At 51.6% G+C, this 16,694-nt stretch carries 17 protein-coding genes; 7 read left to right on the forward strand and 10 right to left on the reverse strand.

Annotated features, from left to right (window positions below; translation table 11 throughout):
• Nucleotides 1–12 precede the first annotated feature (12 nt).
• Nucleotides 13–1,329, forward strand: coding sequence for a guanine deaminase (gene guaD / locus FEK46_RS00275; protein WP_135559310.1), 1,317 nt, complete (start codon nucleotides 13–15; stop codon nucleotides 1,327–1,329).
• Nucleotides 1,330–1,364: 35 nt separating this feature from the next.
• Nucleotides 1,365–2,732, forward strand: a complete 1,368-nt coding sequence (ghxQ, locus tag FEK46_RS00280) for a guanine/hypoxanthine transporter GhxQ (RefSeq protein WP_130207810.1) — start codon at nucleotides 1,365–1,367, stop codon at nucleotides 2,730–2,732.
• Between the two features lie 33 nt (nucleotides 2,733–2,765).
• On the opposite strand, the gene FEK46_RS00285 is transcribed toward ghxQ, so the two are convergent.
• Both FEK46_RS00285 and ygfT read right to left on the reverse strand, forming a co-directional pair.
• Entirely contained in the window at nucleotides 2,766–3,254 is a 489-nt protein-coding gene (locus FEK46_RS00285) for a 4Fe-4S dicluster domain-containing protein (protein ID WP_130259394.1), read from the reverse strand.
• Nucleotides 3,254–5,173, reverse strand: coding sequence for a formate-dependent uric acid utilization protein YgfT (gene ygfT, locus FEK46_RS00290; RefSeq protein WP_135559251.1), 1,920 nt, complete (start codon nucleotides 5,171–5,173; stop codon nucleotides 3,254–3,256). Before ygfT ends, FEK46_RS00285 begins: the two co-directional genes overlap by 1 nt.
• A 436-nt stretch (nucleotides 5,174–5,609) precedes the next feature.
• On the opposite strand from ygfT, the gene uacT reads away from it, so the two are divergent.
• Together uacT and FEK46_RS00300 are read left to right on the forward strand one after the other, a co-directional pair.
• Nucleotides 5,610–7,058: a urate/proton symporter UacT gene (gene uacT, locus FEK46_RS00295; protein ID WP_135559250.1), complete on the forward strand. Its 1,449-nt coding sequence runs from the start codon at nucleotides 5,610–5,612 to the stop codon at nucleotides 7,056–7,058.
• A 1-nt stretch (nucleotide 7,059) separates the two neighbouring features.
• Nucleotides 7,060–7,185: a hypothetical protein gene (locus tag FEK46_RS00300; protein WP_130207818.1), complete on the forward strand. Its 126-nt coding sequence runs from the start codon at nucleotides 7,060–7,062 to the stop codon at nucleotides 7,183–7,185.
• A 14-nt stretch (nucleotides 7,186–7,199) separates the two neighbouring features.
• Here FEK46_RS00300 and FEK46_RS00305 read toward each other — a convergent pair whose 3' ends face one another.
• The gene (locus FEK46_RS00305) at nucleotides 7,200–7,253 is read right to left on the reverse strand and encodes a hypothetical protein (RefSeq protein ID WP_123057966.1); all 54 of its coding nucleotides are present in this window, start codon (nucleotides 7,251–7,253) and stop codon (nucleotides 7,200–7,202) included.
• 54 nt (nucleotides 7,254–7,307) lie between these two features.
• Here FEK46_RS00305 and idi point away from each other — a divergent pair, with 54 nt between their 5' ends.
• Nucleotides 7,308–7,856, forward strand: coding sequence for an isopentenyl-diphosphate Delta-isomerase (gene idi, locus FEK46_RS00310; RefSeq protein WP_135405583.1), 549 nt, complete (start codon nucleotides 7,308–7,310; stop codon nucleotides 7,854–7,856).
• Between the two features lie 43 nt (nucleotides 7,857–7,899).
• On the opposite strand, the gene lysS is transcribed toward idi, so the two are convergent.
• The 5 genes from lysS to xerD all read right to left on the reverse strand — a co-directional run bounded on the left by lysS (nucleotide 7,900) and on the right by xerD (nucleotide 13,987).
• A complete protein-coding gene (gene lysS / locus FEK46_RS00315; RefSeq protein ID WP_021529652.1) occupies nucleotides 7,900–9,417 on the reverse strand; it encodes a lysine--tRNA ligase in 1,518 nt (505 codons plus the stop codon).
• Between the two features lie 9 nt (nucleotides 9,418–9,426).
• A protein-coding gene (gene prfB, locus FEK46_RS00320; protein WP_096179399.1) for a peptide chain release factor 2 occupies nucleotides 9,427–10,525 on the reverse strand; the annotation gives its coding sequence in 2 pieces (ribosomal slippage) (nucleotides 9,427–10,449 and nucleotides 10,451–10,525; 1,098 coding nt in all).
• Between the two features lie 91 nt (nucleotides 10,526–10,616).
• A complete protein-coding gene (gene recJ, locus FEK46_RS00325; RefSeq protein ID WP_135559249.1) occupies nucleotides 10,617–12,350 on the reverse strand; it encodes a single-stranded-DNA-specific exonuclease RecJ in 1,734 nt (577 codons plus the stop codon).
• A 5-nt stretch (nucleotides 12,351–12,355) separates the two neighbouring features.
• Nucleotides 12,356–13,066: a bifunctional protein-disulfide isomerase/oxidoreductase DsbC gene (gene dsbC / locus FEK46_RS00330; RefSeq protein WP_130207826.1), complete on the reverse strand. Its 711-nt coding sequence runs from the start codon at nucleotides 13,064–13,066 to the stop codon at nucleotides 12,356–12,358.
• Nucleotides 13,067–13,090: 24 nt separating this feature from the next.
• Complete coding sequence (xerD, locus tag FEK46_RS00335; protein WP_064529792.1) at nucleotides 13,091–13,987, reverse strand: site-specific tyrosine recombinase XerD; 897 nt, start codon at nucleotides 13,985–13,987, stop codon at nucleotides 13,091–13,093.
• A gap of 111 nt (nucleotides 13,988–14,098) precedes the next feature.
• On the opposite strand from xerD, the gene fldB reads away from it, so the two are divergent.
• The gene (fldB, locus tag FEK46_RS00340; RefSeq protein ID WP_130207828.1) at nucleotides 14,099–14,620 is read left to right on the forward strand and encodes a flavodoxin FldB; all 522 of its coding nucleotides are present in this window, start codon (nucleotides 14,099–14,101) and stop codon (nucleotides 14,618–14,620) included.
• A gap of 39 nt (nucleotides 14,621–14,659) precedes the next feature.
• On the opposite strand, the gene FEK46_RS00345 is transcribed toward fldB, so the two are convergent.
• Both FEK46_RS00345 and sdhE read right to left on the reverse strand, forming a co-directional pair.
• Entirely contained in the window at nucleotides 14,660–15,067 is a 408-nt protein-coding gene (locus FEK46_RS00345; RefSeq protein ID WP_064529790.1) for a protein YgfX, read from the reverse strand.
• Nucleotides 15,048–15,314 (reverse strand): FAD assembly factor SdhE, encoded by a 267-nt coding sequence (gene sdhE / locus FEK46_RS00350; RefSeq protein WP_000354046.1) that lies wholly within the window; start codon nucleotides 15,312–15,314, stop codon nucleotides 15,048–15,050. The genes FEK46_RS00345 and sdhE overlap by 20 nt, the downstream gene beginning before the upstream one ends.
• Before the next feature lie 251 nt (nucleotides 15,315–15,565).
• Here sdhE and ygfZ point away from each other — a divergent pair, with 251 nt between their 5' ends.
• On the forward strand, nucleotides 15,566–16,546 hold the full coding sequence (gene ygfZ, locus FEK46_RS00355; RefSeq protein WP_130207830.1) for a tRNA-modifying protein YgfZ: 981 nt from the start codon (nucleotides 15,566–15,568) through the stop codon (nucleotides 16,544–16,546).
• Nucleotides 16,547–16,694: the final 148 nt, after the last annotated feature.

Raw genomic sequence — 16,694 nt, forward strand, 5'->3', positions numbered from 1 at the left:
AAGGAGTCAATGATGTCAGGGGAACACACGTTAAAAGCAGTACGAGGCAGTTTTATTGATGTCACCCGTACTGTCGATAATCCAGAAGAGATCGCTTCTGCGCTGCGATTTATTGAGGATGGTTTATTACTCATTAAACAGGGGAAAGTGGAATGGTTTGGTGAATGGGAACAGGGCAAGCATCAAATCCCGGACACCATTCGCGTCCGTGATTATCGCGGCAAATTGATTGTACCGGGCTTTGTCGATACGCATATCCATTATCCGCAGAGTGAAATGGTCGGTGCCTATGGTGAGCAGTTACTGGAATGGCTGAATAAACACACCTTCCCTACTGAGCGCCGTTATGAGGATTTAGAGTACGCCCGCGAAATGTCGGCGTTCTTCATCAAGCAGCTTTTACGTAACGGAACCACCATGGCGCTGGTGTTTGGTACCGTCCATCCGCAATCCGTTGATGCGCTGTTTGAAGCCGCCAGTCATATCAATATGCGCATGATTGCCGGTAAGGTGATGATGGACCGCAACGCACCGGATTATCTGCTCGATACTGCCGAAAGCAGCTATCACCAAAGCAAAGAACTGATCGAACGCTGGCACAAAAATGGTCGTCTGTTGTATGCGATTACGCCACGCTTCGCCCCAACATCTTCACCTGAACAGATGGCGATGGCGCAACGCCTGAAAGAAGAGTATCCAGATACGTGGGTACATACCCATCTCTGTGAAAACAAAGATGAAATTGCCTGGGTGAAATCACTCTATCCTGAACATGATGGTTATCTGGATGTTTACCACCAGTACGGCCTGACAGGGAAAAACTGCGTCTTTGCTCACTGCGTCCATCTCGAAGAAAAAGAGTGGGATCGTCTTAGCGAAACCAAATCCAGCATCGCTTTCTGCCCAACTTCAAACCTCTACCTGGGCAGTGGTCTATTCAACCTACAAAAAGCCTGGAAGAAAAAAGTCAAAGTGGGCATGGGAACTGACATTGGTGCCGGAACCACCTTCAACATGCTGCAAACGCTTAACGAAGCCTACAAAGTGTTGCAATTACAAGGCTATCGCCTCTCGGCATATGAAGCGTTTTACCTGGCCACGCTCGGCGGAGCGAAATCTCTGGGCCTTGACGATTTGATTGGCAACTTTTTACCTGGCAAAGAGGCTGATTTCGTGGTGATGGAACCCACTGCCACACCACTACAGCAGCTGCGCTATGACAACTCTGTTTCTTTAGTCGACAAATTGTTCGTGATGATGACGTTGGGCGATGACCGTTCGATCTACCGCACCTACGTTGATGGTCGTCTGGTGTACGAACGCAACTAATAATAAAACCTTAACATCCTCGTGAGGACATCATTATGTCTGGAGACATCCTACAAACACCGGTCGCACCAAAGCCACAGGGCGCGCTGGATAGTTATTTTAAAATAACCGCTCGTGGCAGTACCGTTCGCCAGGAAGTACTGGCAGGCTTAACCACCTTTCTGGCCATGGTTTATTCTGTAATCGTGGTTCCCGGCATGTTGGGCAAAGCTGGTTTTCCCCCTGCTGCAGTCTTTGTTGCTACTTGTCTGGTCGCGGGCTTCGGTTCGCTGCTAATGGGGCTGTGGGCCAATTTGCCAATGGCGATCGGCTGCGCCATCTCCTTGACGGCATTTACCGCATTCAGTCTGGTACTCGGGCAACAAATTAGCGTTCCCGTCGCGCTGGGCGCGGTCTTCCTGATGGGCCTCATCTTCACCGCCATCTCGGTAACCGGTATACGAACCTGGATCTTACGCAATTTACCGATGGGTATCGCCCACGGAACAGGCATTGGTATCGGCCTGTTCCTGCTGCTGATTGCAGCTAACGGCGTTGGTATGGTTATCAAAAACCCGATTGAAGGTTTACCGGTAGCGCTCGGGGCATTTACCTCTTTCCCTGTGATGATGAGCTTGCTGGGATTAGCGGTAATTTTTGGTCTGGAGAAGTGCCGCGTACCAGGAGGGATCTTACTGGTAATTATCGCCATCTCGATAATCGGCTTAATCTTTGACCCCGCGGTGGAATACCACGGTCTGGTGGCGATGCCGAGCCTGACAGGAGAAGATGGTAAGTCGCTAATTTTCAGCCTCGACATTATGGGTGCACTCCAGCCAACCGTTCTCCCGAGTGTACTGGCACTGGTGATGACCGCCGTATTTGATGCCACCGGCACCATCCGCGCAGTAGCCGGTCAGGCGAATCTCCTGGATAAAGACAACCAGATAATCAACGGTGGTAAAGCCCTGACCAGCGATTCCGTCAGCTCGATATTTTCTGGGCTGGTGGGCGCTGCGCCTGCGGCGGTCTATATCGAATCTGCTGCAGGAACAGCTGCGGGTGGCAAAACAGGTCTGACAGCGACGATTGTTGGCTTACTGTTCCTGTTGATTCTGTTTTTATCACCGTTATCGTTTCTGATCCCCGGTTATGCCACAGCTCCCGCACTGATGTACGTGGGTCTGCTGATGCTAAGTAACGTCTCAAAACTGGACTTCAATGACTTTATTGATGCGATGGCGGGCCTGGTTTGCGCTGTCTTTATCGTCCTGACCTGTAATATCGTCACCGGCATTATGCTGGGCTTTGTAACTCTCGTAGTGGGTCGTGTTTTTGCTCGCGAATGGAACAAACTCAATATTGGTACTGTCATCATAACTGTCGCCCTGGTCGCGTTTTACGCGGGTGGCTGGGCTATCTAGAAGAACCTCCGCGCCATACCGCGCGGAGTTTTGTCAGAGTGGATTCTTGCCGCTGGCAGCAATACGCTGCTGGCGGACTCGCCTGAGTTCTCCTTCGGTTAACAACTGCAACGCCTGCGTCGGGCAAGATGCAACGCAAGCCGGTCCCTCTTCCCGCTGTTCGCAAAGGTCACATTTCACGATTTCTGGCCGAACATTTCCCGGCAACATTTGAATTGTGATCATCCCAAACGGACACGCGCTGACGCAACTCTGGCAGCCGATACAACGGGCAGAATTTGCCTGCACCACCTGCTCACCCATCGTCAGCGCCTGCACGGGGCAGGCCCCAACGCAAGGCGCATTTTCGCACTGGTGACACATCACCGGAGCACTAATTCGATCCAAACGCTGCACCTTTAAGCGAGGCAAAAAGAAGCTGGCATTTAAAGTCTGCTCTGACGGATGGGCGACAACACAGGCTACTTCACAAGTGCGACAGCCAATACAGTCAGCCGGATTAACGATAATTAACGATTTCATCACGATGCCTTCGTATCAAACATAGTTAACATATCGCGCGCCGCCTGCCGTCCTGCCGCCATTGCAGTGACAACGAGATCCGCACCATGAACCGCGTCCCCCCCGGCAAAGACCTTTTTCAGATGCGTCTGAGTAGCGAAATATCCCGCGTCACCGGTTTTAATCAGTCCCCATTTATCGAGTTTTATTCCACTCCCCTGTAACCACGGCATTGCATGTGCCTGAAAACCAAACGCCATAATCAGAACATCGGCGGGCAGTTCAAACTCAGAGCCCGCCACCGGACGTGGACGACGGCGCCCATCTGGTCCCGGCTCGCCCATTGCGGTACGAATCAGGCCCACCGCAGTTAAACGCCCATCATCGTCACAAGCAATATATTGCGGCTGAACATTGAACTGAAACTCAACGCCTTCCTCGCGCGCGTTGACTACCTCTTTACGCGAACCGGGCATACTGACTTCATCACGGCGATACGCGCAGGTCACACTGGCAGCATTGAGGCGGATGGAAGTACGCAAACAATCCATTGTCGTATCGCCGCCACCCAAAACCACGACGCGTTTACCTTCAACATCCGTCAGCGGATACTCTTCAGACTCCGGCAGTCCCATAAGCTGGCGGGTATGGGCAGTCAGGAACGGGAGCGCCTGAATGACGCCCGGCGCATCTTCATGCGGCAGATCTGCACGCATCATGCCGTAAGTCCCCACGCCGAGGAAAACAGCATCATATTCCGCCGTTAATTCGTTGAAAGAGATATCGCGGCCAATTTCACAATTGAGATGAAAGTCGATTCCCATTGCGGTGAATATCTCCCGCCGCTGGCTTAATACCATTTTATCGAGCTTGAACGGAGGAATGCCAAAAGTCAGCATACCGCCAATTTCTGGATGGCGATCAAAGACATCAACATGAACACCCGCCCTCGCCAGAATGTCGGCACATCCCAGCCCCGCGGGTCCTGCGCCAATCACCGCCACTTTTTCTATGCGGGGAACAACCTGGCTGACATCAGGACGCCAGCCCATCGCCAGCGCAGTATCAGTAATATAGCGTTCCAGATTACCGATAGAGACTGCGCCAGAGTGATCTTTTAAAGTACATGCGCCTTCACAAAGCCGGTCCTGCGGACACACCCTACCGCAAATTTCCGGTAATGAACTGGTCTGGTGGCAGAGTTCTGCCGCTTCAATAATCTTCCCTTCCTGCACCAGGCGGACGTAATCAGGGATAGCGTTATGCAGCGGGCAATGCCAGTTACAGTTGGCTTTTTCGGCGCAATAGACACAACGGTCGCTTTCATACGCTGCTTGTTTTTGATCAAGGCTGCAATAAATTTCGCCAAAGTGGGTCTTCCGCTCGCTTGCTGTAACTTTATCCGCCCCTTTGCGTGGAGTGACAGGGAGCAATGCCTCGCGACGCGATGATTGTGGTTTTTCCGATGCTTTTCCCTCCGCCGTCCTGCGCTGTCGCAGCGTTTTCATCTGCTGCAAGCCGCTCTCATCCATCAGCCGCAACGCCTGGGTTGGGCAGACTTCAATACAGGCTTGCGCTCCGGAATTGCGCTGGTTACAAAGGTCACATTTCTGCGCAATAGCATCGACCATCTCAATTACCCCAAAGGGGCAAGCGATTGCGCATCTTTTACAACCAATGCATTTTTGTTCGTCCAGTTGTACGCTATCGGGCTGGAAAGTCAGAGCATTTACAGGGCAAGCCGTAACACAGGGGGCATTGTTGCAATGATGGCAAGCCACTGGATTTGCAGTCTGGCCTTTCCCAACAACGTGGATACGGGGTCGAAAATCACCATGACTCTGCGGCCAGTTTTCTTGATTATGAGCCACCGCACAGGCAATTTCACAGGCATGACAGCCTATACATTCCGCAGCATCAGCAGCGATAAACTTGTTCATTTGCATCCCTTTCATTTGATGAGTTATGTCTTCTCAAATGTCGCAATGCAATAAACGGGCATATATGAGGAAACGAGTCAGTTTTAATTATAATTTTGTGAGCGATATCAAATTATCGCCCCTCAATCTGTGCCGTTTTCAATATTTAAACATCGCCGTTCAAAAAAATGCCATCCGGATAAAAAGTATTAAATACGAGAGTGCGACATGCCAGAATGATTAATGAAATATCAATATGAGAAAATTAAAGATAATTTCATTGTCTATTTTTATTCTCATTTTCTCGGTTTAACCCCGATTATGTGATTGCCCCCGCATTTCCATCTTGTAACGTCCCCTCCTTGTGAAAACTGGCATCCCACGAGCATGTCATTAAAGAGTTTTAGTGAACGTAAACGGTTGCTTTTTACTCTGGCGAGCGAAAGGAGAAAGACTGATGAGCGCCATAGATTCTCAAATTCCCTCATCTTCAGGGCAAGACCGCCCAACGGATGAGGTGGACCGCATATTATCACCAGGAAAGCTGATCATACTCGGTCTGCAACACGTCCTTGTTATGTACGCAGGCGCAGTCGCCGTCCCACTTATGATTGGTGACAGACTCAGACTCTCGAAAGAAGCTATCGCAATGCTGATTAGCTCCGATCTCTTTTGCTGCGGTATCGTCACATTATTGCAATGTATCGGCATTGGTCGCTTTATGGGAATTCGCCTGCCGGTGATTATGTCGGTGACCTTTGCGGCTGTAACGCCAATGATTGCCATTGGGATGAACCCGGATATCGGTCTGCTGGGGATTTTTGGCGCGACCATTGCGGCCGGTTTTATCACCACGCTATTAGCACCACTTATTGGTCGCTTAATGCCTTTATTCCCACCGTTAGTTACCGGTGTGGTTATTACCTCTATCGGCCTGAGTATTATTCAGGTAGGCATTGACTGGGCTGCTGGCGGTAAAGGAAATCCACAATATGGCAATCCGGTTTATTTAACCATTTCCTTCGCCGTCTTAATTTTCATCTTGCTTATCACCCGTTACGCCAAAGGATTTATGTCCAATGTCGCCGTATTACTGGGGATTGTATTTGGCTTCTTGTTGTCGTGGATGATGAATGAAGTGAATCTGTCTGGGCTGAATGATGCTTCGTGGTTCGCCATTGTCACGCCAATGTCGTTTGGTACGCCAGTTTTCGATCCGGTTTCCATTCTGACCATGACCGCAGTGTTAATCATCGTATTTATTGAGTCGATGGGGATGTTCCTGGCCTTGGGGGAAATTGTCGGTAGAAAACTTTCTTCACAAGACATTATTCGCGGGCTACGCGTAGATGGCATAGGGACAATGATTGGCGGCACGTTTAACAGCTTCCCGCATACTTCCTTTTCGCAAAACGTTGGCCTGGTCAGCGTGACGCGCGTTCACAGTCGCTGGGTGTGTATCTCTTCCGGGATTATATTAATCATGTTCGGGATGGTACCCAAAATGGCGGTGCTGGTGGCTTCCATTCCGCAATTTGTACTAGGCGGTGCAGGATTAGTAATGTTCGGTATGGTGCTGGCGACGGGGATCCGCATTCTGTCGCGCTGTAACTACACCACCAACCGCTACAACCTTTATATCGTGGCTATTAGCCTTGGCGTGGGTATGACCCCGACGCTTTCTCATGATTTCTTTTCTAAGTTACCGGCTGTACTGCAACCGTTGTTACATAGCGGCATTATGTTGGCGACTATCAGTGCGGTGGTGCTGAACGTCTTTTTCAATGGTTATCAGCATCATGCCGATCTGGTGAAGGAATCTGTTTCTGATAAAGATTTAAAAGTCAGAACAGTGCGTATGTGGCTTTTGATGCGCAAGCTAAAGAAAAATGAGCATGGTGAATGATATGAACCTATTAATACGCACTATATTCAGTCTGTTATTACTCTTAATGATCTCCATTCCTGTCATTTCTGACTGCGTGGCAATGGCTATTGAAAGTCGCTTCAACTATATGATGCTGCTTTTTTAAATGACCTTTCTCTGTCAGCATCCGCTCAAAACGGGCGGATGCCGATAAACACTCACTTGGTTAATCATTTGACTCTTCAGTTATCTATAATGACGAGTGATTAGAATTACATGTGAGAAATTATGCAAACGGAACACGTCATTTTACTGAATGCACAGGGAGTCCCCTCGGGTACGCTGGAAAAATATGCCGCACACACGGCAGACACCCCCTTACATCTCGCGTTCTCCTGCTGGCTGTTTAATGCTAAGGGACAACTGCTGGTTACCCGCCGCGCACTTAGCAAAAAAGCGTGGCCAGGCGTGTGGACTAACTCGGTGTGCGGTCATCCACAACTGGGCGAAAGCAATGAAGAGGCGGTAATCCGCCGTTGCCGCTATGAACTGGGCGTGGAAATAACGTCACCCGAATCGGTTTATCCAGACTTCCACTATCGCGCCACTGACCCGAATGGCATTGTCGAAAATGAAATGTGTCCAGTCTTTGCCGCACGAATTACCAGCGCGTTACAGCCCAACGGTGATGAAGTGATGGATTATCAATGGTGTGATTTATCAGATGTTTTGCGCGCTATTGATGCTACGCCGTGGGCGTTTAGTCCGTGGATGGTGATGCAGGCAGCCAATAGCAAAGCCAGAAATGTATTATCTGTTTTCGCAAAGAGAGAATAAAAAACCCCGACAAATGCCGGGGTTAAGTGCATACGCGTAACGCTTATTTTACCGGACGCATTGCCGGGAACAGAATAACGTCGCGGATGGTATGGCTGTTGGTGAACAGCATTACCATACGGTCGATACCAATACCCAGACCAGCTGTCGGCGGCAAACCATGTTCCAGTGCGGTGACGTAATCTTCGTCGTAGAACATTGCTTCGTCGTCGCCTGCATCTTTCGCTGCAACCTGATCCAGGAAGCGCTGCGCCTGATCTTCGGCATCGTTCAGCTCGCTAAAGCCGTTACCGATTTCACGACCGCCAATGAAGAACTCAAAGCGGTCAGTGATTTCCGGGTTAACGTCGTTACGACGCGCCAGCGGGGAAACTTCTGCCGGATATTCAGTAATGAAGGTCGGCTGAATCAGATGTGCTTCTGCCACTTCTTCGAAGATCTCGGTAACGATACGGCCCAGACCCCAGCTCTTCTCAACGTGGATGCCGATAGATTCAGCAATCGCTTTCGCAGAGTCGAAGTTGTCCAGATCTGCCATGTCGGTTTCCGGGCGATATTTCTTGATCGCTTCACGCATGGTCAGTTTTTCGAACGGTTTACCGAAGTCCAGCGTTACGTCGCCGTAGGTCACTTCCGTCTTACCGAGAATATTCTGTGCCAGAGTACGGAACAGCGATTCAGTCAGTTCGATCAGATCTTTGTAATCTGCGTAAGCCATGTAGAGTTCCATCATGGTGAACTCTGGGTTATGACGTACGGAAATACCTTCGTTACGGAAGTTACGGTTGATTTCGAACACACGTTCAAAGCCGCCAACCACCAGACGCTTGAGGTACAGTTCCGGCGCAATACGCAGGTACATGTCGAGATCCAGCGCGTTGTGATGGGTGATGAACGGACGCGCAGCCGCACCGCCAGGGATCACCTGCATCATCGGGGTTTCAACTTCCATAAAGCCGCGATTCACCATGAACTGGCGAATACCGGACAGAATTTGCGAACGCACTTTAAAGGTGTTGCGGGATTCATCGTTAGAGATGAGATCCAAATAACGCTGACGATAGCGCGCTTCCTGATCCTGCAAGCCGTGGAATTTGTCCGGCAGCGGACGCAGAGCTTTGGTCAGCAGACGCAGCTCGGTACAGTGGATAGACAGTTCGCCGGTTTTGGTTTTGAACAGTTTACCTTTCGCGCCGAGGATATCGCCGAGGTCCCATTTTTTGAACTGCTCGTTGTAAACGCCTTCCGGCAGATCGTCACGGGCAACGTACAGCTGAATGCGGCCACCCACATCCTGCAGGGTAACGAAAGACGCTTTACCCATAATACGGCGGGTCATCATGCGGCCAGCAACGGCAACTTCGATGTTCAGCGCTTCCAGTTCTTCGTTCTCTTTACCGTCGAATTCTGCGTGCAATTGGTCAGAGGTATGATCGCGACGGAAATCGTTCGGGAAGGCAATCCCCTGCTCGCGCAGGTTCGCCAGCTTCTCACGACGCGTTTTCAGTTCATTGTTAAGATCGACTACCGCGTCAGCGCCCTGTGCGTGTTGTTCAGACATGTTGGTTCCTCATAACCCTGCTTTCAAACTTGCTTCGATAAATTGATCCAGGCTGCCGTCCAGCACGGCCTGCGTGTTGCGGGTTTCTACCCCGGTACGCAGATCTTTAATGCGGGAGTCATCAAGGACATAAGAACGAATCTGGCTGCCCCAGCCGATGTCGGACTTGGTGTCTTCCATCGCCTGTTTCTCGGCATTCTTCTTCTGCATCTCCAGTTCATAAAGCTTCGCTTTCATCTGCTTCATGGCCTGGTCTTTGTTCTTGTGCTGGGAACGGTCGTTCTGGCACTGGGTCACGATCCCGGTTGGGATGTGAGTAATACGCACCGCAGATTCGGTACGGTTAACGTGCTGACCGCCCGCGCCGGACGCGCGATAAACGTCAATGCGCAGATCCGCCGGATTGATTTCGATATCAATATCATCATCAACTTCCGGGTAAACAAACGCGGAGCTGAACGACGTGTGGCGGCGACCGCCGGAGTCAAACGGACTCTTACGCACCAGGCGGTGAACACCTGTTTCTGTACGCAGCCAGCCGTAAGCGTAATCGCCGGAGATTTTGATCGTCACGGATTTAATACCCGCCACTTCACCTTCCGACTCTTCGATGATTTCAGTTTTGAAACCACGCGATTCTGCCCAGCGCAGATACATACGCTCAAGCATGCTCGCCCAGTCCTGTGCTTCCGTCCCGCCAGACCCCGCCTGAATATCGAGGTAGCAGTCGGCGCTGTCATATTCGCCAGAGAACATACGGCGGAATTCAAGCTGCGCCAGTTTTTCTTCCAAGGCGTCGAGTTCAGCAACGGCTTCGTTAAAGGTTTCTTCGTCGTCAGCTTCTACAGCCAGTTCCAGCAGACCAGAAACATCTTCCAGCCCCTGTTTCATTTGGTCGAGGGTGTCGACAACGGCTTCGAGGGAGGAACGCTCTTTACCCAGCGCCTGTGCGCGTTCGGGTTCGTTCCAGACATCCGGCTGTTCCAGCTCGGCGTTTACTTCTTCCAGACGCTCTTTCTTGGCGTCGTAGTCAAAGATACCCCCTAAGAACGTCGGAGCGTTCCGTGAGGTCCTGAATGCGATTATTTACCGGATTAATTTCAAACATGGTCTGATTTCTTTTATTGAGCTAGTCAAAATGCGGTGATAAGAGCGGGATTGTACCGGATCCCGGCTCAATTTTATACATACTAAATTCGTCAGACAGGCCAGATATTGTCGATGATAATTTGCAGGCTGCGGTTGCCGCGAAACTCGTTGATATCCAGTTTGTAGGCTAGTTGCACTTCACGCACACCGTTATCCGGCCAGAGGGCCGTATCAACGTTAAACGCAATACCATCCAGCAACGGGCCACCACCGACCGGTTCGACCATCACTTTCAGATGACGCTCGCCTACCAACCGCTGTTGCAGCAGGCGGAAATGGCCATCAAACAGTGGTTCCGGGAACATCTGCCCCCACGGGCCAGCATCACGTAGCAGCTGCGCCACTTCCATGGTCATCTCTTCAGCGCTTAACGGGCCGTCGGAGACGACTTCACCCTGTAATAATGCGGGGTCCAGCCACTCGGTAACCAGTTCGCCAAAGCGTTGCTGAAAAAGTTCGAATTTATCCTCTTCCAGCGACAGGCCTGCCGCCATCGCATGGCCGCCAAACTTGAGCATCATGCCCGGATAGAGCGTGTCTAAGCGCTCCAGCGCATCGCGCATATGCAGCCCCTGAATGGAGCGTCCAGAACCTTTTAACGTACCGTCTCCCGCTGGCGCAAACGCAATAACCGGACGGTGAAAACGCTCTTTAATACGCGAAGCCAGAATACCGACAACCCCCTGATGCCATTCAGGATGATACATTGCCAGCCCGCCGGGCAGCGTATCGCGACTTCGCTCCAGTTTCTCGCACAGAGTCAGCGCCTCAACCTGCATTCCCTGTTCAATCTCTTTGCGCGTCTGGTTTAGGGCGTCGAGTTCATTTGCCAGCACACGCGCTTCGCCGATGTTGTCGCACAGTAACAGCGCCACTCCGACGGACATATCATCCAGTCGCCCGGCAGCATTGAGACGTGGCCCCAGCGCAAAACCTAAATCGCTGGCGGCGAGTTTTTGCGGATCGCGGTTTGCCACTTCCAGCAGCGCTTTAATCCCTGGGCGGCACTTCCCGGCGCGGATTCGGCTCATGCCCTGCCAGGTCAGGATACGGTTATTCGCATCCAGCGGCACCACGTCCGCCACCGTCCCGAGCGCCACCAGATCCAGCAATTCCGCCAGATTAGGGATTGCAATGCCACGGTCATCAAACCAGCCCTGATCGCGCAAAAAGGTGCGCAGCGCCAGCATCAGATAAAATGCGACGCCTACGCCTGCCAGTGACTTCGATGGAAAGTCGCAGTCACGCAAGTTAGGGTTAATAATGGCTTCCGCCGCGGGTAACGTATCGCCCGGCAAATGGTGATCGGTAACAATAACCGGAATGCCCAGCGTGCGAGCGTGTTCAACGCCCGCGTGAGAGGAAATGCCGTTATCCACCGTCACAATCAACTGCGCGCCACGGGCATGCGCCTGCTCAACCACTTCCGGGCTTAAGCCGTAACCGTCTTCAAAACGGTTCGGCACCAGGAAGTCGATGTTGGCGCAGCCAAGCGAACGCATCGCCAGCACGCTAAGGGCGGTACTGGTGGCGCCGTCGGCGTCGAAATCTCCGACCACAATTATCCGCGTTCCTTCGCGAAAAGCGTTGTAAAGGATCTCAACGGCCTTTTCGACGCCGCTCAGTTGCTGCCAGGGCAGCATCCCTTTAACACCGAGTTCCAGTTCCTGCGCGCTACGCACGCCCCGGCTGGCGTATAAACGACGCAGCAAGGGCGGCAGATCAGCAGGCAGGTCTGCCGTTTCATCGATTTCACGGCGACGAAGTTTTATCTGTTGTTTCACGCGAATTATTTACCGCTGGTCATTTTTTGGTGTTCGTCGAGGAATTCTTTCATGTCTTTCGGCGGCTGGTAGCCTGGCACCAGAGTACCGTTGCTCAGCACAATCGCCGGAGTACCGCTGACGCCAAGCTGGACGCCAAGCGCGTAATGGTTGGCAATATCCACGTCGCAACTGGCTGGCGCGACGCTTTTACCCGCCATCACATCATCAAACGCTTTGTTTTTATCTTTCGCACACCAGATGGCTTTCATTTGTTGCTCAGCCTGGCTCTCCAACCCCTGGCGCGGGAAAGCGAGATAACGCACGGTGATCCCCAGCGCGTTGTAGTCTGCCATCTGCTCATGCAGCTTGTGGCAGTAGCCACAAGTAATATCGGTGAACACGGTGATGACGTGTTTTTCCTGCGGCGCTTTATAAACAATCATATCTTTTTCAAGCGCGTTCAGTTGCTTTAACAGCATCTTATTGGTGACATTGACCGGAGCCGTGCCGCTAACGTCATACATTGGCCCCTGAATGATATGTTTACCATCATCGGTGATGTACAACACACCGCTGTTAGTCAGAACTGTCTTCATGCCAGCCACGGGCGCGGGCTGGATATCGCTGCTTTTGATGCCCATTTTGGCTAACGTTTGTTGAATTGCCGCGTCATCCGCTTGAACAAAGCCTGAAAACGCCGCCAACAAAGTAAATAACATAAAACCTTTCTTCATAAATCTTCCCGTTCTTTTCAGACATCACGCCCGTGGGTGATGCTGTTGATGAAGTTGCCGCAGACGCTCGGTAGCGACATGCGTATAAATTTGCGTGGTGGAGAGATCGCTATGGCCCAACAACATCTGCACCACGCGTAAGTCCGCACCATGATTTAACAAATGAGTGGCAAAGGCATGACGCAACACATGCGGTGACAGCTTTTCGCTATCGATACCCGCCAGCACGGCATAATGTTTAATGCGGTGCCAAAAGGTCTGGCGCGTCATCTGCTGCGCGCGCTGGCTGGGAAACAGCACATCAATCGACACACCGTTCAATAGCCATGGCCGCCCGTGTTCCAGATAATTTTCCAGCCAGTAGACCGCCTCTTCACCTAATGGCACCAGGCGTTCTTTGTTGCCTTTACCAATGACCCGTACCACGCCCTGGCGCAGGCTGATATCACTCATTGTCAGCCCGACCAGTTCCGAGACACGCAACCCGGTAGCATACAACACTTCAAGCATGGCTTTGTCGCGAAGCTCCAGAGGCTGATCGACTAAAGGTGCCTGTAATAATCTTTCAACCTGCGCTTCGCTTAAATCTTTCGGCAAACGCTGGGGCAATTTCGGCGAAGCCAGATGTGCACTGGGATCGTCTTCACGAAACTTTTCGCGATAAAGATACTGGAACAATCGGCGCACCGCACTCAGCAAACGTGCTGAACTGGTGGCTTTATACCCGCCCTCCAGCCGTTCTGCCAGTAATGCCTGCAAATCGTCACTTTGTGCCGTTGCCAGCGTCAGCCCACGATGATGCAACCACTCCACCATCATTGACAGATCGCGACGGTATGCGTTCAACGTATTTTCGGCGAGATTTTTTTCCAGCCACAGGGCATCCAGAAACTGCTCGATGCGTGCCAGATCTTGTTTCACTTGCGCCCCTTATCGTTACTCGTTTGATCCATTATGCCTTATTGTGCCGTGACTAAAGCGATTCTGATACACTAGCCACAAAAGCCACAGCAGAATCGAGAAGCTTACGTTATGAATATGGGTCTTTTTTACGGTTCCAGCACCTGTTACACCGAAATGGCAGCGGAAAAAATCCGCGATATTATCGGCCCAGAACTGGTGACCTTACATAACCTCAAGGACGACTCCCCGAAATTAATGGAGCAGTACGATGTGCTCATTCTGGGTATCCCGACCTGGGATTTTGGCGAAATCCAGGAAGACTGGGAAGCCGTCTGGGATCAGCTCGACGACCTGAACCTCGAAGGTAAAATTGTTGCGTTATATGGGCTTGGCGATCAGCTGGGATACGGCGAGTGGTTCCTTGATGCGCTCGGCATGCTGCATGACAAACTCTCGACCAAAGGCGTGAAGTTCGTCGGCTACTGGCCAACGGAAGGATATGAGTTTACCAGCCCGAAACCGGTGATTGCTGACGGACAGCTGTTCGTGGGTCTGGCGCTGGATGAAACTAACCAGTATGACCTTAGCGACGAGCGTATTCAGAGCTGGTGTGAGCAAATCCTTAACGAAATGGCAGAGTATTACGCCTGATGTGACTGACGGCTTTGCGCATTAGCGTTGCCGTCATGTTTACCTTTGCGTCTCTTGTTGCAACAAAATTCGCCGTAAATCCCGCCATTCGGCTTCGTCCATGCTGTCTGCTGCCAGCCATAAATGTTGACGTTTGCCACTATCAGCGCGTAAACGCAACATCATACCGCTTTTAATCATCCATGGCGCTTTGACGATGCTCCACTCCTGTCCTTGCCAACGCAAACGCCCGTCCATCAACAGGCGAATTTCCCCCTGACGAGCATTAATGCGCCGCTGGCTGCGAACGCAATCAAACACCACCAGCGAAAGCAACACCATCCATAACGGGGTGTAACTGAGCGGCCAGGGCATGAGTAAAATAACAGCGGCAACCAGCCCATGAATCAGCAAGGAAAGCCACTGTGCGCGCCAGGAGACGCGCAGATCAGATTGCCACAGGACCACGTTCCCGGTTCCGTGTCTGGATAAGTCGGACCATCATTTCCAGTTCTGCATCGGCCGGTTTACCGTGATTCATCAGCCAGTTGAACAGGTCCGGGTCGTCGCATTCCAGCAGACGAATAAAGATGCGTTTTTCGTCATCACTTAAGCTGTCGTACTCATGTTCGAAAAACGGCATGATTGAAATATCGAGTTCGCGCATACCACGGCGGCATGCCCAATGAATGCGGGCTTTGTTGTTAATGTCCATCTTCTTCCTGTCTCACGAAAATCCAGTACCAGGCTATTGTAACGTGTTTTTCGACTTCTTTTGCGGGAATATCGGTAAACACAATCGCGATCGCGAAATTAATCCGCAACAATTCAATGGCTTCATTTTTTTGGATGTCGCCTCGCAAAGCATATCAGAAGGCACAGATCGCGTAGTGAAAGCACTTGCATTGCCTCATAGCTCTTTTACCATTAGTCATTAATACGCCGTTTGTTACACAGGACTCCATTATGGCTTTTACACCTTTTCCTCCCCGTCAGCCTACGGCTTCTGCCCGTTTACCACTGACGCTGATGACGCTTGATGACTGGGCGCTTGCCACCATTACTGGCGCGGACAGCGAAAAATATATGCAGGGTCAGGTGACAGCAGACGTCAGCCAGATGTCAGAAGACCAGCATTTGCTCGCCGCGCATTGCGACGCCAAAGGTAAAATGTGGAGCAATTTACGTCTGTTCCGCGACGGCGATGGCTTTGCGTGGATTGAACGCCGCAGCGTGCGTGATTCGCAGCTGACTGAACTGAAAAAATATGCGGTGTTTTCTAAAGTGACCATCGTGCCGGACGATGAACGCGTGCTGCTCGGTGTTGCCGGTTTTCAGGCACGCGCCGCGCTGGAAAATCTCTTCAGCGAAATGCCTTCGAAGGAAAAACAGGTAGTCAGAGAAGGTGCGACCACACTGCTATGGTTTGAACACCCGGCAGAACGTTTTCTGATCGTAACCGATGAAGCTACCGCTAATACTTTGACCGATAAACTGCGCGGTGAAGCGGAACTGAACAATAGCCAACAGTGGCTGGCATTAAACATTGAAGCGGGTTTCCCTGTTATTGACGCTGCTAACAGTGGGCAGTTTATCCCGCAGGCGACTAACCTTCAGGCGCTGGGCGGTATCAGCTTTAAGAAAGGCTGCTATACCGGGCAAGAGATGGTGGCACGAGCTAAGTTCCGCGGAGCCAACAAACGCGCGCTCTGGTTGCTGGCGGGTAGCGCCAGCCGTTTGCCGGCAGCTGGTGAAGACTTAGAGCTGAAAATGGGCGAAAACTGGCGTCGTACCGGTACGGTGCTGGCTGCGGTAAAACTGGAAGATGGTCAGGTAGTGGTTCAGGTCGTCATGAATAACGATATGGAACCGGACAGCATCTTCCGCGTTCGTGATGATGCGAATACATTGCGTATCGAGCCGCTGCCGTATTCGCTGGAAGAGTAAATCGCTGTATCGCTTCGGGCATCTATTGCCTGATGCGACGCTGGCGCGTCTTATCAGGCATGGGATTTGGTGCCTTTTTCACAAATGGGAAGCGGCCCGTAGGCCGGATAAGGCGTTCACACCACATCCGGCAGTTGCGCTCCGATGC

Source organism: Escherichia sp. E4736 (assembly GCF_005781225.1).
In the GTDB taxonomy this organism is placed as follows: Bacteria; Pseudomonadota; Gammaproteobacteria; order Enterobacterales; family Enterobacteriaceae; genus Escherichia.

Excerpts from the sequence above, each read along its gene's own strand:
- guaD (WP_135559310.1), top strand. The coding sequence starts at position 13 with ATGTCAGGGGAACACACGTTAAAAGCAGTACGAGGCAGTTTTATTGAT.
- ghxQ (WP_130207810.1), top strand. The coding sequence starts at position 1,365 with ATGTCTGGAGACATCCTACAAACACCGGTCGCACCAAAGCCACAGGGC.
- FEK46_RS00285 (WP_130259394.1), bottom strand. The coding sequence starts at position 3,254 with ATGAAATCGTTAATTATCGTTAATCCGGCTGACTGTATTGGCTGTCGC.
- ygfT (WP_135559251.1), bottom strand. The coding sequence starts at position 5,173 with ATGAACAAGTTTATCGCTGCTGATGCTGCGGAATGTATAGGCTGTCAT.
- uacT (WP_135559250.1), top strand. The coding sequence starts at position 5,610 with ATGAGCGCCATAGATTCTCAAATTCCCTCATCTTCAGGGCAAGACCGC.
- FEK46_RS00300 (WP_130207818.1), top strand. The coding sequence starts at position 7,060 with ATGAACCTATTAATACGCACTATATTCAGTCTGTTATTACTCTTAATG.
- idi (WP_135405583.1), top strand. The coding sequence starts at position 7,308 with ATGCAAACGGAACACGTCATTTTACTGAATGCACAGGGAGTCCCCTCG.
- lysS (WP_021529652.1), bottom strand. The coding sequence starts at position 9,417 with ATGTCTGAACAACACGCACAGGGCGCTGACGCGGTAGTCGATCTTAAC.
- dsbC (WP_130207826.1), bottom strand. The coding sequence starts at position 13,066 with ATGAAGAAAGGTTTTATGTTATTTACTTTGTTGGCGGCGTTTTCAGGC.
- fldB (WP_130207828.1), top strand. The coding sequence starts at position 14,099 with ATGAATATGGGTCTTTTTTACGGTTCCAGCACCTGTTACACCGAAATG.
- sdhE (WP_000354046.1), bottom strand. The coding sequence starts at position 15,314 with ATGGACATTAACAACAAAGCCCGCATTCATTGGGCATGCCGCCGTGGT.
- ygfZ (WP_130207830.1), top strand. The coding sequence starts at position 15,566 with ATGGCTTTTACACCTTTTCCTCCCCGTCAGCCTACGGCTTCTGCCCGT.